The following is a 19,083-nucleotide window of genomic DNA, read 5'->3' on the forward strand; positions in this document are numbered from 1 at the left end:
GGGCGAGGTCATCAAGACCGTGCCCGAGTCGAAGATCGTCGAGACCCTCATCGAAGAGGCGATGAAGCTCGCCGAGCAGATGGAGAAGGACGGCGGGATACCGGGGGCACCCGCCGTCACCGTCGGCTGAACCCGCGCACCACACGCACAGCACGTCCAGTCCGTACCGAGAGGGGGCCCGAGCGTGACGATTCTGGAGAGCATCCGGGGGCCGCGCGACCTGAAGGCGCTGTCCGAGGAACAACTCGACACACTGTCGGAGGAGATCCGGGAGTTCCTGATCCACGCCGTCGCCAGGACCGGCGGCCACCTCGGACCCAACCTGGGGGTGGTGGAGCTCTCCATCGCGCTGCACCGGGTCTTCGAGTCGCCCGTCGACCGCATCCTGTGGGACACCGGCCACCAGAGCTACGTCCACAAGCTGCTGACCGGCCGGCAGGACTTCTCCAAGCTGCGCGGCAAGGGCGGCCTGTCCGGCTACCCCTCGCGCGAGGAGTCGGAGCACGACGTCATCGAGAACAGCCACGCCTCGACCGCGCTCGGCTGGGCCGACGGGCTCGCCAAGGCGCGGCAGGTGCAGGGGGACCGGGGCCATGTGGTCGCCGTCATCGGCGACGGGGCACTCACCGGCGGGATGGCCTGGGAGGCGCTCAACAACATCGCCGCCGCCAAGGACCGGCCGCTCATCATCGTCGTCAACGACAACGAGCGCAGTTACGCCCCCACCATCGGCGGCCTCGCCAACCATCTCGCCACGCTGCGCACCACCGACGGATACGAGCGGGTCCTCGCCTGGGGCAAGGACGTCCTCCAGCGCACCCCCGTGGTCGGGCGGACGCTGTACGAGTCCCTGCACGGGGCGAAGAAGGGCTTCAAGGACGCCTTCGCGCCCCAGGGCATGTTCGAGGACCTGGGCCTGAAGTACGTCGGCCCGATCGACGGCCACGACATCGGCGCCGTCGAGTCGGCACTGCGCCGGGCCAGGCGCTTCCACGGCCCGGTCCTGGTGCACTGCCTCACCGAGAAGGGCCGCGGCTACGAGCCCGCCCTCGCGGACGAGGCGGACCGCTTCCACACCGTCGGCGTCATGGACCCGCTGACCTGTGAGCCGCTGGCGCCGTCGGGCGGCCCGTCGTGGACCTCCGTGTTCGGCGACGAGATGGCCGAGCTCGGGGCGGAGCGCGAGGACGTCGTGGCGATCACCGCGGCGATGCTGCACCCGGTCGGGCTCACGAAGTTCGCCGAGCGCTTCCCCGACCGGGTGTGGGACGTCGGGATCGCGGAGCAGCACGCCGTCGTCTCCGCGGCCGGCCTGGCGACCGGCGGGCTGCACCCGGTCGTCGCCGTCTACGCCACCTTCCTCAACCGCGCCTTCGACCAGCTGCTCATGGACGTCGCCCTGCACCGCTGCGGCGTCACCTTCGTCCTGGACCGGGCCGGCGTGACCGGCGTCGACGGACCGTCCCACAACGGCATGTGGGACATGTCGGTCCTCCAGGTCGTCCCCGGGCTGCGCATCGCCGCGCCGCGCGACGCCGACCAGCTGCGCGCCCAGCTGCGCGAGGCGGTCACGGTCGACGACGCCCCGACGCTGCTGCGGTTCCCCAAGGAGTCGGCGGGACCCGCGATCCCGGCGCTCGACCGGATCGGCGGAATGGACGTCCTCCTGCGCGAGGAGTCGCCCGACGTGCTGCTCGTCGCCGTCGGCGTCATGGCACCCGTCTGCCTGCAGACCGCCGAGCTGCTCCGGGAGCGCGGCGTCCGCTGCACCGTCGTCGACCCGCGGTGGGTCAAGCCCGTCGACCCGGCCCTCCCGGCCCTCGCCGCGCGGCACCGCCTCGTCGCGGTGGTCGAGGACAACAGCCGGGCCGCAGGCGTCGGCGCCGCGGTCGCGCTCGCGCTCGGCGAGTCCGACGTCGACGTGCCGGTGCGGCGGTTCGGCATCCCCGAGCAGTTCCTGGCCCACGCCAAGCGCGGCGAGGTGCTGGCCGACATCGGGCTGACGCCCGTCGAGATCGCAGGGCGGATCAGCGGCAGCCCGGCAGTCAAGGAGAAGCAGGAATGAGCACGGAGTTCGACCTCGGCGCACTGCTCGCCGAGCGGGGCGGCGAGCGGTACGAGCTGCACGCCAAGTACCTCAACCACCAGCTGCCCCGGATGCTGCACACCATCGGCTTCGACAAGGTCTACGAGCGGGCCGAGGGCGCACACTTCTGGGACGAGGACGGCAACGACTACCTGGACATGCTCGCCGGGTTCGGCGTGATGGGCCTGGGCCGCCACCACCCGGTGGTCCGCAAGGCGCTGCACGACGTCCTCGACGCCTCCCTCGCCGACCTCACCCGCTTCGACTGCCAGCCGCTGCCCGGGCTGCTCGCGGAGCGGCTGCTGGCGCACAGCCCGCACCTGGACCGCGTCTTCTTCGGCAACAGCGGCACGGAGGCCGTCGAGACCGCCCTGAAGTTCGCCCGCTACGCCACCGGCAGGCCGCGCGTCCTGTACTGCGCACACGCCTTCCACGGGCTCACCACGGGCTCGCTGTCCGTCAACGGCGAGACCGGCTTCCGCGACGGCTTCGCGCCGCTGCTGCCCGACACGGCCGTCCCGCTCGGCGACCTCGACGCGCTGGCCCGCGAGCTGAAGCAGGGCGACGTGGCCGCGCTCATCGTCGAGCCGATCCAGGGCAAGGGCGTCCACGAGGCCCCGTCCGGGTATCTGCGCGCCGCACAGGACCTCCTGCACCGGCACAAGGCGCTCCTCATCGCCGACGAGGTGCAGACCGGCCTCGGCCGCACGGGCGACTTCTACGCCTACCAGCACGACGACGGCGTCGAGCCGGACCTGGTCTGCGTGGCCAAGGCGCTGTCCGGGGGCTATGTACCGGTGGGCGCCACGCTCGGCAAGGACTGGATCTTCAAGAAGGTCTACTCGTCGATGGACCGGGTCCTGGTCCACTCGGCCAGCTTCGGTGCCAACGCCCAGGCCATGGCGGCGGGCCTCGCCGTGCTGTCGGTCATGGAGAGCGACCGGACCGTGGCCCACGCCCGTGCGGTCGGCGAGTCCCTGAAGTCGCGCCTTGCGGCGCTCGTGGACAAGTACGAGCTGCTCGGCGAGGTGCGTGGGCGCGGTCTGATGATCGGCATCGAGTTCGGGCGGCCGAACTCGCTCAAGCTGCGCAGCCGCTGGACCATGCTGCAGACCGCCCGCAAGGGGCTGTTCGCGCAGATGGTCGTCGTCCCGCTGCTCCAGCGGCACCGCATCCTCACGCAGGTGTCCGGCGATCACCTTGAGGTCATCAAGCTGATCCCGCCGCTCGTCCTGTCCGAGGAGGATGCGGACCGCTTCGTGGAGGCGTTCACGGCCGTCATGGACGACGCACACAGCGGCGGCGGGCTGATCTGGGACTTCGGCAGGACCCTGGTGAAGCAGGCGGTCGCCAACCGCTGACCGGGCGACGACCCGCACCGCGCGGGCCGCGTCCCCGCCGGGCCCGTCCCGCAACCGGCCGCGCGCGATTTTGCCTCCTGGGTAAGAAATTTGCCCAGGAGGCACAGCTCTGGCTCAATCGAGGCATGAGCCCTTCCGAGCACGACCCTTCGGAGGCGTGGCCCCCGGGACAGGAGTCCGAGGGCGCGCGGCCGTCCGACCCCGGGACCTCCGGCCCCGGCGAACTGACCGCGGTCGCGCCCCGGCTGCGTGAGCTGCGCCGGCGCGCGGCGCTGACGCTGGAGGCAGCCGCGCAGGCCGCGGGGCTGTCACCGGCGCACCTGTCCCGTCTGGAGACCGCCCATCGCCAGCCCTCGCTGCCGATGCTGCTCGCACTCGCCCGCACCTACGGTACGACGGTCTCCGAACTGCTCGGCGAGACCGTCGCCGACCGGGACGCGGTCGTGAGCGCCGCCGCCATGGAGCCGACCCGTGCGGGCGGCTGGACCTACTGGCAGGCGGGCGCCCCGGGACGCGGGATGCAGGCCCTGCGGGTCCACGTCCCGTACGGGGCGCAGGGGGACATCGTGCGCGTCCACCCCGGCGAGGAGTGGCTGTACGTCCTGCGGGGGCAGCTGCGGCTGCGGCTCGGTGACACCGCGCACGCCCTCGGCCCCGGTGACAGCGCGCACTTCGACTCGCTGACGCCGCACCGCATCGCCGCCGCCGATCGCGGCGGGGCGGACCTGCTGTTCGTCCACACCCTGCTGCAGAGCCCCACGGCCACGCTGTGCCTGGGCCCGGCGGCGGGCCACCCGAGCCCGGGAGAGACCCGATGACCCAGCACTCGCAGCCCCGGTCCCAGGAGCCCGCGCGCCGCTCGATGGAGGAGAAGTTCCCGCGGGCCCTGTGGATCCGGCTCATCATCTACATCGCCGTCGGACACCTCTTCGCGGCGTTCGTCTACCTGCTGTTCGAGGTGGGCGCCAAGTAGCCGCCGGGCCGCGACGCAGCCGCCGGGCTCAGTCGAGCAGCCGCTCGCGAAGCCGTTCCCGGGTCTCGGGGGCGAGCTTCAGCCCCTTCTCCAGGTAGGTGTCGACCCGGCCCCACTTCTCCTCGATCGTGGCGAAGGCCGCCGCCAGGTACTCGGCCCGGGCGTCGAAGAGGGGGCTCAGCAGCTCCATGACCTCCGGGGACAGGGCGTCGGGCGATGTGCTGCTGCGGTGGACCTTGTAGCGCCGGTGCGCCGCGTTCGACTCCAGGTAGTCCGCGAGGATCGCCTCGCGCTCGACGCCCAGGGCGAGGAGGGTCACGGCGACCGACAGGCCCGCACGGTCCTTGCCGGCCGCACAGTGCATCAGCACCGGCACGCTGTCCCCGGCGATGTCGTGCAGCACGCGGCTGTGCTCGGCGGTGCGCTGCGTGATGATCGTGCGGTACGAGGCGATCATGCGGCCGGCCCCGCGGCCGTCGGAGAGTATGGACCGCAGCTGCGGCAGATCGCCGTCCCTGACCATCTTCCAGAACTCGGCGCCGTCCGCCGGGTCGCTCAACGGCAGGTTCACGTTGCGCACGCCCGGCAGATCGACGTCCGGGCCCTCCAGCTTCCGGTCGGCGGCATTGCGGAAGTCGAAGATCGTGTGCAGCCCGAGGGAGGACAGGAACGCGGCGTCCTCGGTGGTGGCGTGCGCGAGGTGGCCGCTGCGGAAGAGCTGACCGGCCCGCACCCGGCGCCCGTCCGCGGTCGGCAGACCGCCCACATCGCGGAAGTTGCGCACTCCGGCCAGTTCCGGCTCGGTCGACGGCACCTGCTGCGTCACGTGAGGCTCCTCCCGCTCTTCCGCCCGCATCGACGCCGCTCGTCGGCGAGACGTCCCTCGACGATACGACATGGATTCCTGGGGCAATCATCTGCGCCCGAACCGTTGTCCGCCCGGCATCCACCCCCGATGATGTGCGGGTCCGAGCGGATGTGTCCGACTCTGCGGGGGCCTGATGATCGAGGTCGGCAAGGACGGTCGTACGTGGCTCCTCGCGGGCCCCACCAGCAGCTACGCGCTCCGGCTCACGGACGCCGACGAGCTGCTGCACCTCCACTGGGGGCCGCGGATCGCCCTCGCCGACGCGGAGGCCCTCGCCGCCGCGCCCCTGCCCCGGCCGTGGCCCTTCGAGTCGCCGCTGGACGGCCGCGAGGAGTATCCGGTGGAGGGCGGTCCCCGCTTCGTCAGACCCGCCCTGTCCGTCCGGACCGCCGAGGTGCGCGGAACCCGGTGGCGCCACCGCGGCTCGACGGCCGAGGGGGACGTGCTGCGGCTGCACTTCGCCGACGACGTGCACCGGCTGGCGATCACCCTGCGGTACGCGATGCGCGACGACGTCGTGGAGCGCTCCGCCGTCCTGCGCCACGAGGGCGGCACCGGCGACCCGTCCCTGGAGCTGCTGCGCGCCGACTCCGCCACGTGGACCCTGCCGCACCGCGACCGGTGGCGGCTGACCCAGCTGCACGGGCGCTGGGCGGCCGAGACGCGCCTCGTGCGCTGCGAGCTGACCCCCGGCGAGAAGGTCGTCGGCAGCCGGCGCGGGCACACCGGTCACCAGCATCTGCCGTGGGTCGCGCTGGACGCCGAGGGGACGGCGACCGAGGAGCACGGCGAGGTGTACGGCTGTGCGCTCGCCTGGTCCGGGTCATGGCGGATCGCCGTGCAGCAGATCCCCGACGGGGCGGTCCAGATCACCGGGGGCACCGGGCACGACGACTCGGGCCAGTGGCTGCTGGCGCCCGGCGAGGAGTACGTCACGCCCGTCTTCGCGGGCCTGTGGACCGACGGCGGCTTCGGCGGGGCGAGCCGCGCCTGGCACGCGTACCAGCGGGCGCACGTCGTTCCCGGTGCCGGGCGGGACCGGCCGGTGCTCTACAACTCCTGGGAGGCCACCGGCTTCGGCATCGGCGAGGAGCAGCAGCTGGCTCTCGCCCGCCGGGCGGCGGCCCTGGGCGTGGAGCTGTTCGTGGTCGACGACGGCTGGTTCGGCGCGCGGACCGGCGACCGGGCCGGGCTCGGTGACTGGACCCCGAACCCGGACCGCTTCCCCGGCGGCCTGGAACCCCTCGCCGACGCGGTGCACGCACTGGGCATGCAGTTCGGGCTCTGGGTCGAGCCGGAGATGGTCAATCCGGACTCCGCTCTCTACCGCGCCCACCCCGACTGGGTGCAGCACATGCCGGGCCGCGCCCGCACCGAGTTCCGCCATCAGCTGGTGCTGAACCTCGCCCGCCGGGACGTCCAGGAGCACCTGTGGGAGCGTCTCGACGCCCTGCTGAGGAGCGCGCCCGTCGACTACGTGAAATGGGACTTCAACCGTTGCTTCACCGATCCGGGATGGCCGGGGGAGCCGTACCCCCAGAAGCTCTGGAACGCGCATGTGCATGCCCTGTACGCCCTGTTGGACCGGCTGCGCGCCGCCCACCCGGCCGTCGCCTTCGAGTCCTGCTCCGGCGGCGGCGGCCGGGTCGACCTCGGCATCCTGGCGCGCACCGACCAGGTGTGGCCCTCCGACAACACGGACCCGGTCGACCGGCTCGCCATCCAGCACGGCTTCAGCCAGCTGCACCCGGCGCGGGTGATGGCCGCCTGGGTCACGGACAGCCCGAACGTGCAGCTCAACGGCAGGGTCAGCAGCATGCGCTTCCGCTTCGTCGGCGCCATGGCCGGGGTGCTCGGGGTGGGCGGCGACCTCACCCGGTGGACCGACGACGAGCTGGCCGAGGCCCGGCGCTGGGTGGACCTCTACAAGGAGATCCGCCCGGTGGTGCAGCGCGGCGATCTCTACCGTCTGCGCCCGCCGGGGGACGGGCCGGCAGCGGTCCAGTACGTCCACGGGGACGACGCCGTCGTGCTCGCCTGGCTGCCCGCGCAGTCGTACGGGGAGCCGGTTGCGCCGGTGCGGCTGCGGGGGCTCCGGCCGGACGCGGAGTACCGGTGCCGGGACACCGGGGCGGTGCACCGGGGTGCGGTGCTGCTGCACCACGGACTGGACACCGGCCTCAGGGGAGACATGGACGCGGCCATTTTCCGCTTCTGTCTTATTTGACCGAATTGCGCCTTTTGCTGGAACTAGCCCTGAAATAGGCCATCATGAGACCGCCGTCGTGAGCAGCGTCATAGTCGTGGCGGTGCGCGGCGATCTCCGCCGGGCAATGCCCCTGTCGCCCCAACGGTGTTGGCGCACGCGTGGAGATCGTTTCCGTGTGGAATGTGACCGTAATTTCCGGAAAGGATCAAGCAAGGCGAAACAAAAGGGAATTCATCCCTTGTCCCGGACATTCGCACTCGCTTACGTTCCCGTTCAGCCGGATGGAACGCCGAGTCCTGCCGCCGTCCGGACAACCGCACTCACCCGTGCACGGCAGGAGCGTGGGATCCGCAGGTAGTTCGCCGCCCGGGTCGCCGGGCCGGCTCGGGGTGAAGCCGCACCTGCAAAGGCGGCCGGGCGCCTCCGCCCGAACCCGACAGCTCACCTCGCAGGCACCGGAGAGGAATTCGCCATGCCCGCGAAGGGTAAACACCGCCGTCCGAAGTCCCTGCGATTCACCCGCCGTTTCGCCGTCGCCGGCACGGGTGGTGCCGCGCTCGCGCTGCCGTTCCTCGGTGCCACCGGCGCGCACGCCGCCGCCCCCGGGACCGTCGCCCCACAGGCCGCCCCCAGGACCGTCGTCACCGCCCCACAGGCCGCCCCCGCGGTCTACACGGTGAAGGCGGGCGACTGCCTCGCGAGGATCGCCGATGTCCGGCATGTCGTCGGCGGCTGGCAGCGGCTCTACGCGGACAACCGGAAGGCCGTCGGCGCCGACCCGGCGCTGATACACCCGGGCCTGAAGCTGGTCGTCGGAGCCCACGCCACCGCACCCAGGCCTGCCGCCGCGCTCAAGTCCGCGCCCAAGCCTGCCTCCGTGCCCAAGTCCGCGCCCAAGCCCGCCGCCGCCGAGTCCGCCGTCGCCCGCGCCGCGTCGAAGGTGGCCGACGCCACCGACGCCGCGGCCACCACCGCGACCGGCTTCGTGCTCCCCGTCACCGGTGCCACCATCGGCACGCCGTACCACAAGGCGGGCGCCATGTGGTCCAGCGGCTACCACACCGGCGTCGACTTCGTGGTGCCGACCGGCACCCCGCTCAAGGCCGTCGGCGCGGGCACCGTCGTCAGCGCCGGATGGGGCGGCGCGTACGGCAACCAGATCGTCATCCGGCTCGCCGACGGCATGTACGCCCAGTACGCCCACATGTCGCAGCTCGCCGTCTCCGCGGGCCAGACCGTGGTCGCGGGCCAGCAGCTCGGCCTCTCCGGGGCCACGGGCAACGTCACCGGACCGCACCTGCACTTCGAGATCCGTACCACGCCCAACTACGGCTCCGACGTGGACCCGCTGGCCTACCTGCGTGCCCACGGCGTGGGCGTCTGACCCGGCACCCGGGCACCATCCGGACCGGCTCGGATTCCTGACGGACCGAGCCGATCACGCGGGGCCGCACCCTCCAACAGGGGTGCGGCCCCCACGTGTTCACGAGGTCGCCGATCTATTCCGGATCGGGCGCATCTCGGACGGTGGCGTATCTCACCAGGCGTCAACCCCTTCCTACGGTGGCGTAGGTCACTTAGGAAGGTGAAGGATGTACGGACGTGGCAGCAGAGTCGACATCCCTCACCAGTGACACCTACAGGTCCTACACAGCCCTCGGCGACAGCTTCACCGAGGGCGTCGGAGACCCCGGCCCCGACGGACGCTTCGTGGGATGGGCCGACCGGCTGGCCGTCCTGCTGGACGACCGGCTTCCCGAACACACCTTCCGCTACGCCAACCTCGCCGTGCGCGGCAAGCTCCTCGACCAGATCGTCGCGGACCAGGTGCCGCGGGCCAAGGAACTCGCCCCGGACCTGGTGACGTTCTGCGCCGGCGGCAACGACATCATCCGCCCCGGCACCGACCCCGACGAGGTCGCCGAACGCTTCGAGCGGGCCGTGGCCGACCTCTCCTCCGCCGTCGGCACCGTCATGGTGACCACCGGCTTCGACACCCGGGGCGTCCCCGTGCTCAAGCACCTGCGCGGGAGGATCGCCACCTACAACGGCCACGTCCGTGCCATCGCCGACCGGTACGGCTGCCCCGTCCTCGACCTGTGGTCCCTCAGGACCGTGCAGGACCGCAGGGCCTGGGACGACGACCGGCTGCACCTCTCGGCCGAGGGGCACACCAGGGTCGCGCTGCGCGCGGGCCAGGTCCTCGGGCTCGACGTGCCCGCCGACCCGGACCAGCCCTGGCCGCCGCTGCCGCCGCGCGGCACCCTTGAGGTACGCCGCGACGACATCCACTGGGCGCGCGACTACCTGGTGCCGTGGATCGGACGCCGGCTGCGCGGCGAGTCGTCCGGCGACCACGTCGAGGCCAAGCGGCCGGACCTGATGCCCCTGTAGGTGTGCCCGCGGACGGCTGTCAACGGGCGGTCGCCGTCAGATCCGCCCGGTCCAGGCCCAGTTCCCGGGCGAGCGCCTCGTCGACCCAGTCCCGCATGCGGGCCTGCGAGAGCGCACCCCGGTACGCCGTCATCTGCACGGCGAGGCCGTCCAGGAAGGCCGTGAGGCGCAGGGCCGTCGACACCGGGTCCGGGCAGTGGAACTCGCCGCCCGCGACCCCCTCGGCGACGACCTCCGTCAGCGCGGCCTTCCACTGCCGGTCGAGGTCCTGGGCCACCTCGCGCAGCGCAGGCTCCCGCAGCGCCGCCGCCCAGCCCTCGATCCACAGCCGCCAGCCCTTGGCGGGACCGGTCGGGGCGTACCAGCGCACGGCGGCCCGCAGCCGGCGCACCGCCGAGGTGCGCCGGCCCAGCAGCTTGCGCAGATGCGCGAGGTCACCCTCGGCCGCATACGCGAAGGCCTCCGCGACGAGCTTCTCCTTCGTCGAGAAGTGGTAGAGCACCAGGGCGTTGCTCACACCGAGACGGGCGGCGACATCGGCGATACGGACGGCCGCCACGCCCCGCGCCTCGATCTGTTCGACGGCGGCACGCAGCAGCTCCTCACGCCGCTCGGCCACGCTCAACCGGACTCTTGCCACGGGCAAACATTAGATCCTCGCCCCGCACGCGGACAGCGCGGGGCGGTCCCGCAAGGCGCACACCCCGCGGGGCCGTTCACCCGGCGCCCCGGAGCCCGCGCGCCCGGGAAGGCGGGGACCGCACCCGGCCTCGGCGCCCCGCAGATCGCAGGAGCCGAAGTCCATGCACCCCGAGCGGCCGATCGCCGCGACGGTCACCATTTCGGCCCGGGCGGCGGTCACCATCCGCCCGGAGCGCCCGCGGCCGGTGGGCGGGCGCCTTCGCCGGGTCCGGGACGGTCCCGTACACGCACCTGGAGCACCGCTCCACGAAGCGGATGCAGGCGGACGAAGCGGGCCCGGGGAGGGGCGGGCGGGATACGGGCGACGGGAGCCGCCTCCCGTGCGTTCCGATGCGCTGTCACCCGTACGACGAAGAGGGCCCGGGAACGCGACATCTCCCGGACCGGCCCGCCCCGCTGTGACGGGCGTCGCACAAGGGGGAGCCGGTATCCCGTGCGCCGCCGGCCCGCCACATAATGGGATGCCCGACCCGATTCCCTCAGGAGGCACCGTGACCGGACGCCGTTCCCTGACCTCCGGACTTCGCTCGCTGCGGCCCGCCGCGTTCGGCGCCGACCCGGCCGGCGACCGGCTGGAGCGGATCCGCAGGTCGCCGAACTTCGCCGACGGGTCGTTCCAGAACCCGGTCGGGGCGCGCACCCGGCCGACGGGCTCGACGCTGGAATTCGCGAAGGTCTACTTCGAGAAGGAGGCACGCGCCCGGCGCGGTCCGGCGGGCACGGTCCCGGTGCACCCCACCCTGCTCGCGGACATCGCCAAGCCCCCGGCGACCGGCCTCAGACTCACCTGGATGGGGCACTCCAGCGTGCTCGCCGAGATCGACGGCCGAAGGGTGCTCTTCGATCCCGTCTGGGGCGAGCGCTGCTCGCCCTTCGCCTTCGTCGGCCCCAAGCGGCTGCACCCCGTGCCCGTGCCGCTCGCCGCGCTCGGCCCGGTCGACGCGGTCGTCATCTCGCACGACCACTACGACCATCTCGACCTTCCCTCGATCAAGAGCCTCGCCGGTACGGACACCGTGTTCGCGGTGCCGCTCGGCGTGGGCGCCCACCTGGAGCGCTGGGGCGTCTCCGCCGGGCGGCTGCGCGAACTGGACTGGAACGAGTCCACCGACATCGCCGGCCTGAAGCTGACGGCCACGCCCGGCCGCCACTTCTGCGGACGCGGGCTGCGCAACCAGCAGCACACGCTATGGGCGTCCTGGGTCGTCGCGGGCGACGAACACCGCATCTACCACAGCGGCGACACCGGCTACTTCCCCGGCTTCCTGGACATCGGTGCGGAGCACGGGCCGTTCGACGCGACGATGATCCAGATCGGCGCGTACAGCGACTTCTGGCCGGACATCCACATGACCCCCGAGGAGGGTATGCGCGCCCATCTCGACCTCCAGGGCGGGCGTCCCTCCGGAGTGATGCTGCCGATCCACTGGGGCACCTTCAACCTGGCGCCGCACCCGTGGGCCGAGCCCGGTGAAGGCACCCTCGCGGCGGCGGGGCGTGCCGGTGCCGCTCTCGCACTGCCGCGCCCCGGACAGCCCTTCGAGCCCACGGCCGCCGATGTACCGGCCGAGCCCTGGTGGCGGCCGGTCGCCGTAGCACCGGCCGGCGGCTGGCCGAAACGGCCGGAGGCCGCGCCCGCCGGCCGGACGGCCGGCTCCGCCTCCGACGACACGGGTGAACCGGAGGCGGCGCCCGTCGTGGGCTGAGCGCCGACGGACATCGCACTGCGGGCCGACCGGACACCACGGTCGGCCCGCAGTCGTATCCGCATGCGGGCACCCCGTCCGCGCGATGTCCCGTGTCGCACACGGGTGCCCTGCGCGCCCCCCGGAGCCCGGCCGCGTCGCACGCGGATGCTCCCCGGGCGAAACCCGCTCCGTGGAACACAAGCCTCCCGCACGGAGCACGGAGTACCGAGCACGGAGTACCGAGCACCGAGCGCGGACCACGGAGTACCGAGCACGGAGCACCGAGCACCGAGCGCGGACCACGGAGTACCGAGCACGGAGCACCGAGGGCTCGCGCGCTGCGCGGACCCCGTGCACCCGACTCCGCACAGCCGACCCGCATATACGCACCGCGAACAGATGTCCCACGCATCTATTCGGTCTGCCGTGCGAACCCTCATACCACAGCGGGATGTTGGGTGTTGGAGTTCATCAACTGCCCGCCGAAGGTGATGGGTTGACGACTACTGTGTGTGGCCGCCGGGCAACGCAGGGATCATGAACCGACCCCTTCGCCGCGCCGGTCTGCGATGCCGCATGCCCTGTCGCGCCGCAGGAGTCCCGACGGACCGTACGAGGAAACCGATGTCTCACCTTCGCGCCCCGGCCGCGCGAACCGACCGCCGTGAGGGCGGACGGCACGGCAGGCCGGGCGGCCGCACCGTCCCCCCACTTCCCGAGACCCACATACGCACCCAGCTCCTGCGCATCGCCGTACTTCCCGCGCTCGCGGTCTCCCTGTGCGCCGGCGCCGCCGTCCTGTTCACCGTGCGCTCGACGGCCGCGCACCCGAGCCCCGTGCTCTGGGCGGTCCTCGCCGGCTCCGGCGGCGTCGCCCTCGCCGGACTCGCCACGGCCGCCATCGCCGCCGACCGCACCGCCAGGGCGCTGCGCGACCGTGTGAACGCGCTGCGCCGCTCCAGCGCACGCGGCCAGGCCGAGCTGCGCGGCCTCGTAGAGAGCCTGCGCCGCGGCGACCCGCCGCCCGCCCGTCGCACCCCCGCACGCCCCGCCGACGGCGACGACTTCGATCTGCTCGCCGCCGAGCTGACGCGCGCCCAGGACGCCGCCGTCGGCGCCGTCGTCCAGGCGGCCCAGCTGTCCGGCCACGCCCGCAGCGAACACAAGGTCGAGGTCTTCGTCAACCTCGCCCGGCGCCTTCAGTCCCTGGTGCACCGCGAGATCTCCATCCTCGACGACCTGGAGAACTCGATCGAGGACCCCGACCTGCTCAAGGGCCTGTTCTCGGTCGACCACCTCGCCACCCGTATCCGCCGCCACGCCGAGAACCTCGCTGTGCTCGGCGGCGCCGTCTCCCGCCGCCAGTGGAGCAGCCCCGTCTCCATGATGGAGGTGCTGCGCTCGGCCACCGCCGAGGTCGAGCACTACTCGCGGGTCAAACTCGTGCCGCCGATCGACGGCACCCTGCGCGGCCACGCCGTCGCCGACGTCGTGCACCTGCTCGCCGAACTCGTCGAGAACGCCTCGGTGTTCTCCGCCCCGCACACCCAGGTGCTGATCCGTGTCAACGGCGTCACCTCGGGGCTGGCCGTCGAGGTGGAGGACCGCGGCCTCGGGATGCCCGTCGCCGAGCAGAACACCATGAACGCGCTGCTCGCCGACCCCGACAAGGTCGATGTCGCAAGCCTGCTCCAGGACGGCCGGATCGGTCTGTTCGTGGTCTCCCAACTGGCCCGCAGGCACGGCGTCGCGGTGCGTCTGCAGACCAACATCTACGGCGGCATCCAGGCCGTGGTCGTCCTGCCGAAGGGCCTCCTCGGCGCCGAGGAGGCCGACGCCGTGCCCGCCGTCCACCCGCACGCCACGGCCCCGGCCGCCCTCCAGGACGTACGGGACACGGGGGCGGGGCCGCACGCTGCCCCCGCCGCGAGGGACCCGCGGGCATTCCGGGCAGCGGCGCCCGTCGACGCGCGCGGCCGGCGGCAGGGCGGGCCCGCTGCCGTCCGGCCCCCGCTGCCGGGAGCCCCCGGAGACGTACGCATCCCGCTTCCGGGAGCCTCCGCCGATGTACCCGGCACGCTTCCGGGCACGCCCGGCGGTGCGATCGCCCGGCAGCCGGGCGGCCCCGACGACGACGTACGCGCCCGGCCGGCGCCGCCCGTGCCCCTGCAGCCACTGCCGGGGCAGGACACGGCACCGCCCCGCCCCGGCGGAGCGGGCCTCGCACCGCTCCCGGTGCGGGACTCCCGCGCCGACCGGCCCAACCCGTCCGAGGCGCGCCCCGGCGTCCGGGCCGAGGACCGCGCGGCCGCCGACTCCCACGCCGGTGTGCTGCCCACGCCCCTGAACGGCGTGGTACGCGGCACCATCGAGCGCCCCCTGCTGCCCAGGCGGCGTGCCCAGGAGCACATCGCCCCGCAGCTGCGGGGCGGTCCGGGCACCCGTCAGGACGCCGACCGTCATGTGGACCACGACCCCGGGCTGATGGCCGCCTTCCAGCGCGGTATCGGCCTCGCGGAGGCGCAGGCCGCACTCGACACGATCACCGAACACGACCTGGGGCCCGGGCGCGACGGGAGCGGACCCGCCGGCTGAACGCCCCCACCCCCCCACCTTCCGCTCCCGCAGCCCTTTCGTACCCAAGGAGTCGATCCACCATGGCGAGCGATGTGCCGACCGGCCAGGTATCCGATCTCGACTGGTTGATGAGCGGCCTGGTGCAGCGCGTGCCGCACACCCGCAGCGCGGTGCTGCTGTCCTCCGACGGGCTGGTGAAGTCCGTCCACGGCCTCGACCCGGACAGCGCCGACCACATGGCGGCCCTCGCGTCCGGCCTCTACTCGCTGGGACGAAGCGCCGGCGTCCGCTTCGGCGACGGCGGGGAGGTGCGGCAGGTCGTCGTCGAGCTGGACTCCACACTGCTGTTCGTCTCCACCGCCGGCTCCGGCACCTGCCTGGCCGTGCTCGCCGGACGCGAGGCGGACGCGGCGGTCCTCGGCTACGAGATGACCATGCTCGTCAAGAGCGTACGGCCCTATCTGGTCACCCCGGCGCGTGCGCACGTGGTCGAATCCTCGGCGATGAGGCCGTGAACGTGGCGGCCCCGCAGGACGGGCCATGGCTCGACGACGCGGCCGGCCGACTGGTGCGCCCGTACACGGTCAGCAACGGACGCACCCGGCCCACCACCGAGCTCGACCTGATGTCGCAGGTCATGGCGACCGGCACGACCCCCTTCGGCTATCTCGGGCCGGAGCACGCCGAGGCACTCCAGCTCTGCGGCGCCCCCGTCTCGGTGGCCGAGATCGCCGCGCATCTGAGACTCCCCGCGGCCGTCACCAAGGTGCTGCTGTCCGACCTCCTCGACTGCGGCGCCCTCACCACCAAACCGCCCGCCTTCTACCACAACCCCACTGACCGGTCCCTTCTGGAGGCAGTGCTCGATGGACTACGACGACAGCTCTGACCCGTTCCCCACCGCGCTGAAGATCCTGGTCGCCGGCGGCTTCGGGGTCGGCAAGACGACCTTCGTGGGTGCCGTCAGCGAAATCGCGCCGCTGAGTACGGAGGAGCTGCTCACCACCGTCAGTGCCGCCACCGACAGCCTCGAAGGCATCGAGAACAAGGTCGAGACGACCGTCGCGATGGACTTCGGCCGGATCAGCCTCGACCCGCAGCACGTCCTCTATCTCTTCGGCACTCCCGGCCAGGAGCGGTTCTGGTTCATGTGGGACGAGCTGTCCGAAGGCGCACTCGGGGCGGTCGTCCTCGCCGACACGCGTCGCCTGGCGGACTGCTTCGCCGCCGTCGACTTCTTCGAACAGCGCGGCTTGGCCTTCATCGTCGCCGTCAACGAATTCGACGGCGCCCACCGGTACGACGCCGAGGAGGTCCGCCGTGCCATCGACCTCGATCCGGAGGTGCCGGTGGTCAAGTGCGACGCGAGGATCTCCAGTTCCGCCATCCAGACCCTGCTGACGCTCGTCAGGTACCTCCTGGCCAACTCCCCGACCCACGCCGCACCCAGCCACGGAGCACACACATGAGAGTCGACCCGGCCGGCGGCCTGCTGCTGACCCCCGCCGATCCGGACGCACCCGCCCGGGTGGAGCGGTTGCGCAGTCTCGATGTGGGCGAGCGGGTGGAGCAGGCCTTCGACGCGTTCGCCGCGCGGCTCGCCTCGGCCGCCGCATCGCCGTACGGCATGGTCAACTTCATCGACGAGAACCGCCAGTTCTTCGCCGGACTGCACACCCCGGACCGCACGCGCTCCGGCGCCGGACTCGCCACGACCGCGGCCGCGTCGGCGGCCGGGCACGGCGGCCTCGGCCGCCATCTGGCCCGCGACCACGGCTACTGTCCGCACGTAGTCGTCCGCCGCAAGGCACTCGTCCTCGAAGACGTCTGCGACTACCCCCGCTTCGCCGGGAACCCCGTCGTCGACGAACTCGGCGTCCGCTCCTACCTCGGGGCGCCCCTCATCGACCGTACCGGCATCGCGCTCGGCACGGTGTGCGTCGTGGACGTCGAGCCGCGCCCGTGGGGGCGGGCCGGGCTCGACATGATCAAGTCGATGGCGGCGGAGCTGGCCGACCAGCTCCTCGGTCGGGAGTCCACCGGGTTCGGGACGGGAAGACACGCGACCTGACGTCACACCTCGACGGTCTCGCCGCCGGGGAAGCGGAGCCGCACCAGGTCTCCGTCCACTTCGCAGCGCACCGCCGTGCGCAGGGCATCCGGGTGGACGATGTCCCGGGTGAGGACGTGCAGGGCGACATGAACGCTGTCGCCGCCCGGGTGGTCGCCGGAGCGCAGATACGGGGTCGCCGAGTGCGGCCCGAACGCATTGGCCCCGGCCTCCCGGGCGACGCCCGTCTCCTCGTCGAAGCCGTGCAGCGCGACGACGGCGCTGGTGAGCCCGGCCTCGGTTCGGGCCATGGCCCAGCCGGGGCCCCGCTCCGCGTGTGGCCGGGCCGTGTCCGCGACCGCGTGGCCGCCCTCGCGGACCGCGACCGCGGCCGGCGCGCACCGCACGCGGTGCACCCGGACCTCCCAGGGGCCGTGCAGCACGCTCGTCGACTCGACGGCGACCCCTTCCCGCTGTCCCGGGAGGTGGGCGTCATGGCGGGACGCGGCGATGCGGCCCGTGCAGCGCAGCGGATGGATGCGCAAGCGGCGTGAAGGCGTGCCGTCCGGCGCGAGCAGGGCCAGATGACCGTCGACCGTGCGCTCCCAGGCGCCCGGCGCGCTGTCGGGCGCCGTCGCCGTCGAGTACCCGAACTTGGCGTAGTGCGGATCGTCGGCTGCGGGCCCCTCGACGGCCTGGTGGTCGCTGCCGTGGTTGACGAGCCGCACGATGCCGTCGTGCCGACTGCCGTGCAGCAGCCAGCCGGGCGCCGGGAGAGCGGTGTACTGGTCGGACTCCTCGACGGGGAGGGGGAGTTCACGCTCCGTCCACACCGGATGCTCAGGGGGCAGCAGCAGCCCCAGGAAGGCCTTGCTCGCCCAGTACGGCGAGGCGGGCCCCGAGTACGCCTGGGTCGCCGGAAGGAACGTCCCGTACCAGCCGAGCGGCAGCAGCCCCCGGTCGTCCGGGACCCCGCGCTCCACGAAGTGCCGCGCGGTGCCGGAGGCGAGCCGCCGGGTGAGGCCGGGGGCGAGCGGGGTGCAGTCGGCGAGGGCGCCCATCCACACCGGTGCGGTCGCGGCGAAGCGGTACGTCAGCGAGCGGCCCTGGTGCACGGGCGCGCCGTCGGCGCCGAAGAAGTGCGGGTAGGTGGTGAGGAACCGGTGCAGCCGCTCCCGGTAGACCGTGCCGCGTCCGCCGTCCGCACCGGCCGTCATCCGGGACCAGAGCAGCGGGTAGAGGTGCAGCGCCCAGCCGTTGTAGTAGTCGAAGTTGCGGCCGTCGCCGTCGGTGTACCAGCCGTCGCCCGCGTACCAGTCCTCGATGCGGTCGAGGCCGCCCTCGATCTCGGCGCGGCTGTGCGGGGCGCCGACGGAGGCGAGGAACTGCTCCGACACCACCTGGAACAGGCGCCAGTTGTTGTCCCAGGTGCGGGCGCCGACGAACCCGGAGAACCAGTCCACGACCCGCTCCCGCACCCGTGAGCCGAGCCGGTCCCATATCCACGGGCGGGTCTCGTGCAGGCCGATGGCGATCGACGCGGCCTCCACCATCTGCTGGGAGCAGTCGGTGAGTTCGGGCCAGGCCTCGCCGCTGTCCGGGTCGGTGCCCGCCGCCAGCCCGGCGGCGTACCTCTCGACGAGACCGGGATCGACGGCGCCGGACGCACCGGCGATCCGGAACGCGGCCAGCAGGAAGGACCGTGCGTAGCCTTCGAGCCCGTCCGACACGACTCCCGACCAGCTGGTGCGGCCGGGCAGCCGGTACTGCGCGAAACCGGGTGTCGCGTAGGGGACGAGCGCGTCCAGCTGCCGGTCGGCGAGCGTCTCCCAGTGGGCGCGGGTCCAGCCGGTCGACGGGGAGCGCACACGGTCGGTGGGCGGGAGGGGCAGGTGGGGTGCGGGCATGACGGCTCCGTTGCTCCTCGGGGGACGGGCTCGGCGCCAGCATGTAAGCGTTTGCTGTGCCCTTGCAAGAGGGCAGCGGTGTTGCTCTCGTCCACGGCGGCGCGTATGCACGTGCGTTACGGCTGTCCACCGGGGAGAGGGTGGCGGGTATGCGTGGTCCCTTGACAGCGAGAGCAAGCGATTACTGTCTTGCCGCCCTCGCTCGGCCCGGGCTCCGAGGGCCGGGCGGGCCGTCGGGTGATCACGAGTGCGGAAAGTCCCTGCGGCC

At 72.8% G+C, this 19,083-nt stretch carries 16 protein-coding genes, 1 pseudogene and 1 riboswitch; of the genes and pseudogenes, 14 read left to right on the forward strand and 3 right to left on the reverse strand.

Features of this window, described 5'->3' with window-relative positions; translation table 11 throughout:
* The 5 genes and pseudogenes from ACWCP6_RS31015 to ACWCP6_RS31035 form a co-directional block, all read left to right on the forward strand.
* Nucleotides 1-130 (forward strand): annotated as a pseudogene (locus tag ACWCP6_RS31015) (flavodoxin-dependent (E)-4-hydroxy-3-methylbut-2-enyl-diphosphate synthase); the annotation flags it as partial.
* A 54-nt stretch (nucleotides 131-184) separates the two neighbouring features.
* A complete protein-coding gene (gene dxs, locus ACWCP6_RS31020; RefSeq protein WP_450935917.1) occupies nucleotides 185-2,065 on the forward strand; it encodes a 1-deoxy-D-xylulose-5-phosphate synthase in 1,881 nt (626 codons plus the stop codon).
* Nucleotides 2,062-3,447 (forward strand): aspartate aminotransferase family protein, encoded by a 1,386-nt coding sequence (locus ACWCP6_RS31025; protein ID WP_450935918.1) that lies wholly within the window; start codon nucleotides 2,062-2,064, stop codon nucleotides 3,445-3,447. Before dxs ends, ACWCP6_RS31025 begins: the two co-directional genes overlap by 4 nt.
* A gap of 125 nt (nucleotides 3,448-3,572) precedes the next feature.
* Nucleotides 3,573-4,265 (forward strand): helix-turn-helix domain-containing protein, encoded by a 693-nt coding sequence (locus ACWCP6_RS31030; protein ID WP_450935919.1) that lies wholly within the window; start codon nucleotides 3,573-3,575, stop codon nucleotides 4,263-4,265.
* Between the two features lie 44 nt (nucleotides 4,266-4,309).
* Complete coding sequence (locus ACWCP6_RS31035) at nucleotides 4,310-4,420, forward strand: DUF6126 family protein (protein WP_450935975.1); 111 nt, start codon at nucleotides 4,310-4,312, stop codon at nucleotides 4,418-4,420.
* A gap of 28 nt (nucleotides 4,421-4,448) precedes the next feature.
* Here the strand turns inward: ACWCP6_RS31035 and ACWCP6_RS31040 are convergent, their stop codons facing one another.
* Nucleotides 4,449-5,246 carry a tyrosine-protein phosphatase gene (locus ACWCP6_RS31040; protein WP_450935920.1) on the reverse strand — a complete coding sequence of 266 codons (798 nt, stop codon included), beginning with the start codon at nucleotides 5,244-5,246 and terminating at the stop codon, nucleotides 4,449-4,451.
* 175 nt (nucleotides 5,247-5,421) lie between these two features.
* On the opposite strand from ACWCP6_RS31040, the gene ACWCP6_RS31045 reads away from it, so the two are divergent.
* The 3 genes from ACWCP6_RS31045 (at nucleotide 5,422) to ACWCP6_RS31055 (ending at nucleotide 9,891) form a co-directional block, all read left to right on the forward strand.
* Nucleotides 5,422-7,515, forward strand: a complete 2,094-nt coding sequence (locus ACWCP6_RS31045) for an alpha-galactosidase (RefSeq protein ID WP_450935921.1) — start codon at nucleotides 5,422-5,424, stop codon at nucleotides 7,513-7,515.
* A 293-nt stretch (nucleotides 7,516-7,808) separates the two neighbouring features.
* Nucleotides 7,809-7,965: riboswitch (cyclic di-AMP (ydaO/yuaA leader) on the forward strand.
* Between the two features lie 4 nt (nucleotides 7,966-7,969).
* The gene (locus ACWCP6_RS31050; RefSeq protein WP_450935922.1) at nucleotides 7,970-8,881 is read left to right on the forward strand and encodes a M23 family metallopeptidase; all 912 of its coding nucleotides are present in this window, start codon (nucleotides 7,970-7,972) and stop codon (nucleotides 8,879-8,881) included.
* Between the two features lie 218 nt (nucleotides 8,882-9,099).
* The gene (locus ACWCP6_RS31055) at nucleotides 9,100-9,891 is read left to right on the forward strand and encodes an SGNH/GDSL hydrolase family protein (protein WP_450935923.1); all 792 of its coding nucleotides are present in this window, start codon (nucleotides 9,100-9,102) and stop codon (nucleotides 9,889-9,891) included.
* Between the two features lie 19 nt (nucleotides 9,892-9,910).
* Here ACWCP6_RS31055 and ACWCP6_RS31060 read toward each other — a convergent pair whose 3' ends face one another.
* Nucleotides 9,911-10,531, reverse strand: coding sequence for a TetR/AcrR family transcriptional regulator (locus ACWCP6_RS31060; RefSeq protein ID WP_450935924.1), 621 nt, complete (start codon nucleotides 10,529-10,531; stop codon nucleotides 9,911-9,913).
* A 553-nt stretch (nucleotides 10,532-11,084) separates the two neighbouring features.
* Between ACWCP6_RS31060 and ACWCP6_RS31065 the strand changes: the two genes are divergently transcribed.
* The 6 genes from ACWCP6_RS31065 (at nucleotide 11,085) to ACWCP6_RS31090 (ending at nucleotide 16,929) form a co-directional block, all read left to right on the forward strand.
* Complete coding sequence (locus ACWCP6_RS31065) at nucleotides 11,085-12,299, forward strand: MBL fold metallo-hydrolase (protein WP_450935925.1); 1,215 nt, start codon at nucleotides 11,085-11,087, stop codon at nucleotides 12,297-12,299.
* 606 nt (nucleotides 12,300-12,905) lie between these two features.
* The gene (locus ACWCP6_RS31070) at nucleotides 12,906-14,876 is read left to right on the forward strand and encodes an ATP-binding protein (RefSeq protein WP_450935926.1); all 1,971 of its coding nucleotides are present in this window, start codon (nucleotides 12,906-12,908) and stop codon (nucleotides 14,874-14,876) included.
* Nucleotides 14,877-14,938: 62 nt separating this feature from the next.
* Nucleotides 14,939-15,373 carry a roadblock/LC7 domain-containing protein gene (locus ACWCP6_RS31075; protein WP_450935927.1) on the forward strand — a complete coding sequence of 145 codons (435 nt, stop codon included), beginning with the start codon at nucleotides 14,939-14,941 and terminating at the stop codon, nucleotides 15,371-15,373.
* A gap of 2 nt (nucleotides 15,374-15,375) precedes the next feature.
* Nucleotides 15,376-15,747 carry a DUF742 domain-containing protein gene (locus tag ACWCP6_RS31080; protein WP_450935928.1) on the forward strand — a complete coding sequence of 124 codons (372 nt, stop codon included), beginning with the start codon at nucleotides 15,376-15,378 and terminating at the stop codon, nucleotides 15,745-15,747.
* Nucleotides 15,725-16,327 carry a GTP-binding protein gene (locus ACWCP6_RS31085; RefSeq protein WP_450935929.1) on the forward strand — a complete coding sequence of 201 codons (603 nt, stop codon included), beginning with the start codon at nucleotides 15,725-15,727 and terminating at the stop codon, nucleotides 16,325-16,327. The genes ACWCP6_RS31080 and ACWCP6_RS31085 overlap by 23 nt, the downstream gene beginning before the upstream one ends.
* On the forward strand, nucleotides 16,324-16,929 hold the full coding sequence (locus tag ACWCP6_RS31090; RefSeq protein ID WP_450935930.1) for a GAF domain-containing protein: 606 nt from the start codon (nucleotides 16,324-16,326) through the stop codon (nucleotides 16,927-16,929). Before ACWCP6_RS31085 ends, ACWCP6_RS31090 begins: the two co-directional genes overlap by 4 nt.
* A gap of 2 nt (nucleotides 16,930-16,931) precedes the next feature.
* Here ACWCP6_RS31090 and ACWCP6_RS31095 read toward each other — a convergent pair whose 3' ends face one another.
* Nucleotides 16,932-18,815, reverse strand: coding sequence for a DUF2264 domain-containing protein (locus ACWCP6_RS31095; protein WP_450935931.1), 1,884 nt, complete (start codon nucleotides 18,813-18,815; stop codon nucleotides 16,932-16,934).
* Nucleotides 18,816-19,083 lie beyond the last annotated feature (268 nt).

This window comes from Streptomyces sp. NPDC002004, from assembly GCF_053593975.1.

Bases quoted from the DNA above. Each gene is read 5' to 3' on its own strand.
- ACWCP6_RS31090 (WP_450935930.1), top strand. From the start codon at position 16,324: ATGAGAGTCGACCCGGCCGGCGGCCTGCTGCTGACCCCCGCCGATCCG.
- ACWCP6_RS31085 (WP_450935929.1), top strand. From the start codon at position 15,725: ATGGACTACGACGACAGCTCTGACCCGTTCCCCACCGCGCTGAAGATC.
- ACWCP6_RS31045 (WP_450935921.1), top strand. From the start codon at position 5,422: ATGATCGAGGTCGGCAAGGACGGTCGTACGTGGCTCCTCGCGGGCCCC.
- ACWCP6_RS31075 (WP_450935927.1), top strand. From the start codon at position 14,939: ATGGCGAGCGATGTGCCGACCGGCCAGGTATCCGATCTCGACTGGTTG.
- ACWCP6_RS31070 (WP_450935926.1), top strand. From the start codon at position 12,906: ATGTCTCACCTTCGCGCCCCGGCCGCGCGAACCGACCGCCGTGAGGGC.
- ACWCP6_RS31035 (WP_450935975.1), top strand. From the start codon at position 4,310: ATGGAGGAGAAGTTCCCGCGGGCCCTGTGGATCCGGCTCATCATCTAC.
- ACWCP6_RS31030 (WP_450935919.1), top strand. From the start codon at position 3,573: ATGAGCCCTTCCGAGCACGACCCTTCGGAGGCGTGGCCCCCGGGACAG.
- ACWCP6_RS31095 (WP_450935931.1), bottom strand. From the start codon at position 18,815: ATGCCCGCACCCCACCTGCCCCTCCCGCCCACCGACCGTGTGCGCTCC.
- ACWCP6_RS31025 (WP_450935918.1), top strand. From the start codon at position 2,062: ATGAGCACGGAGTTCGACCTCGGCGCACTGCTCGCCGAGCGGGGCGGC.
- ACWCP6_RS31050 (WP_450935922.1), top strand. From the start codon at position 7,970: ATGCCCGCGAAGGGTAAACACCGCCGTCCGAAGTCCCTGCGATTCACC.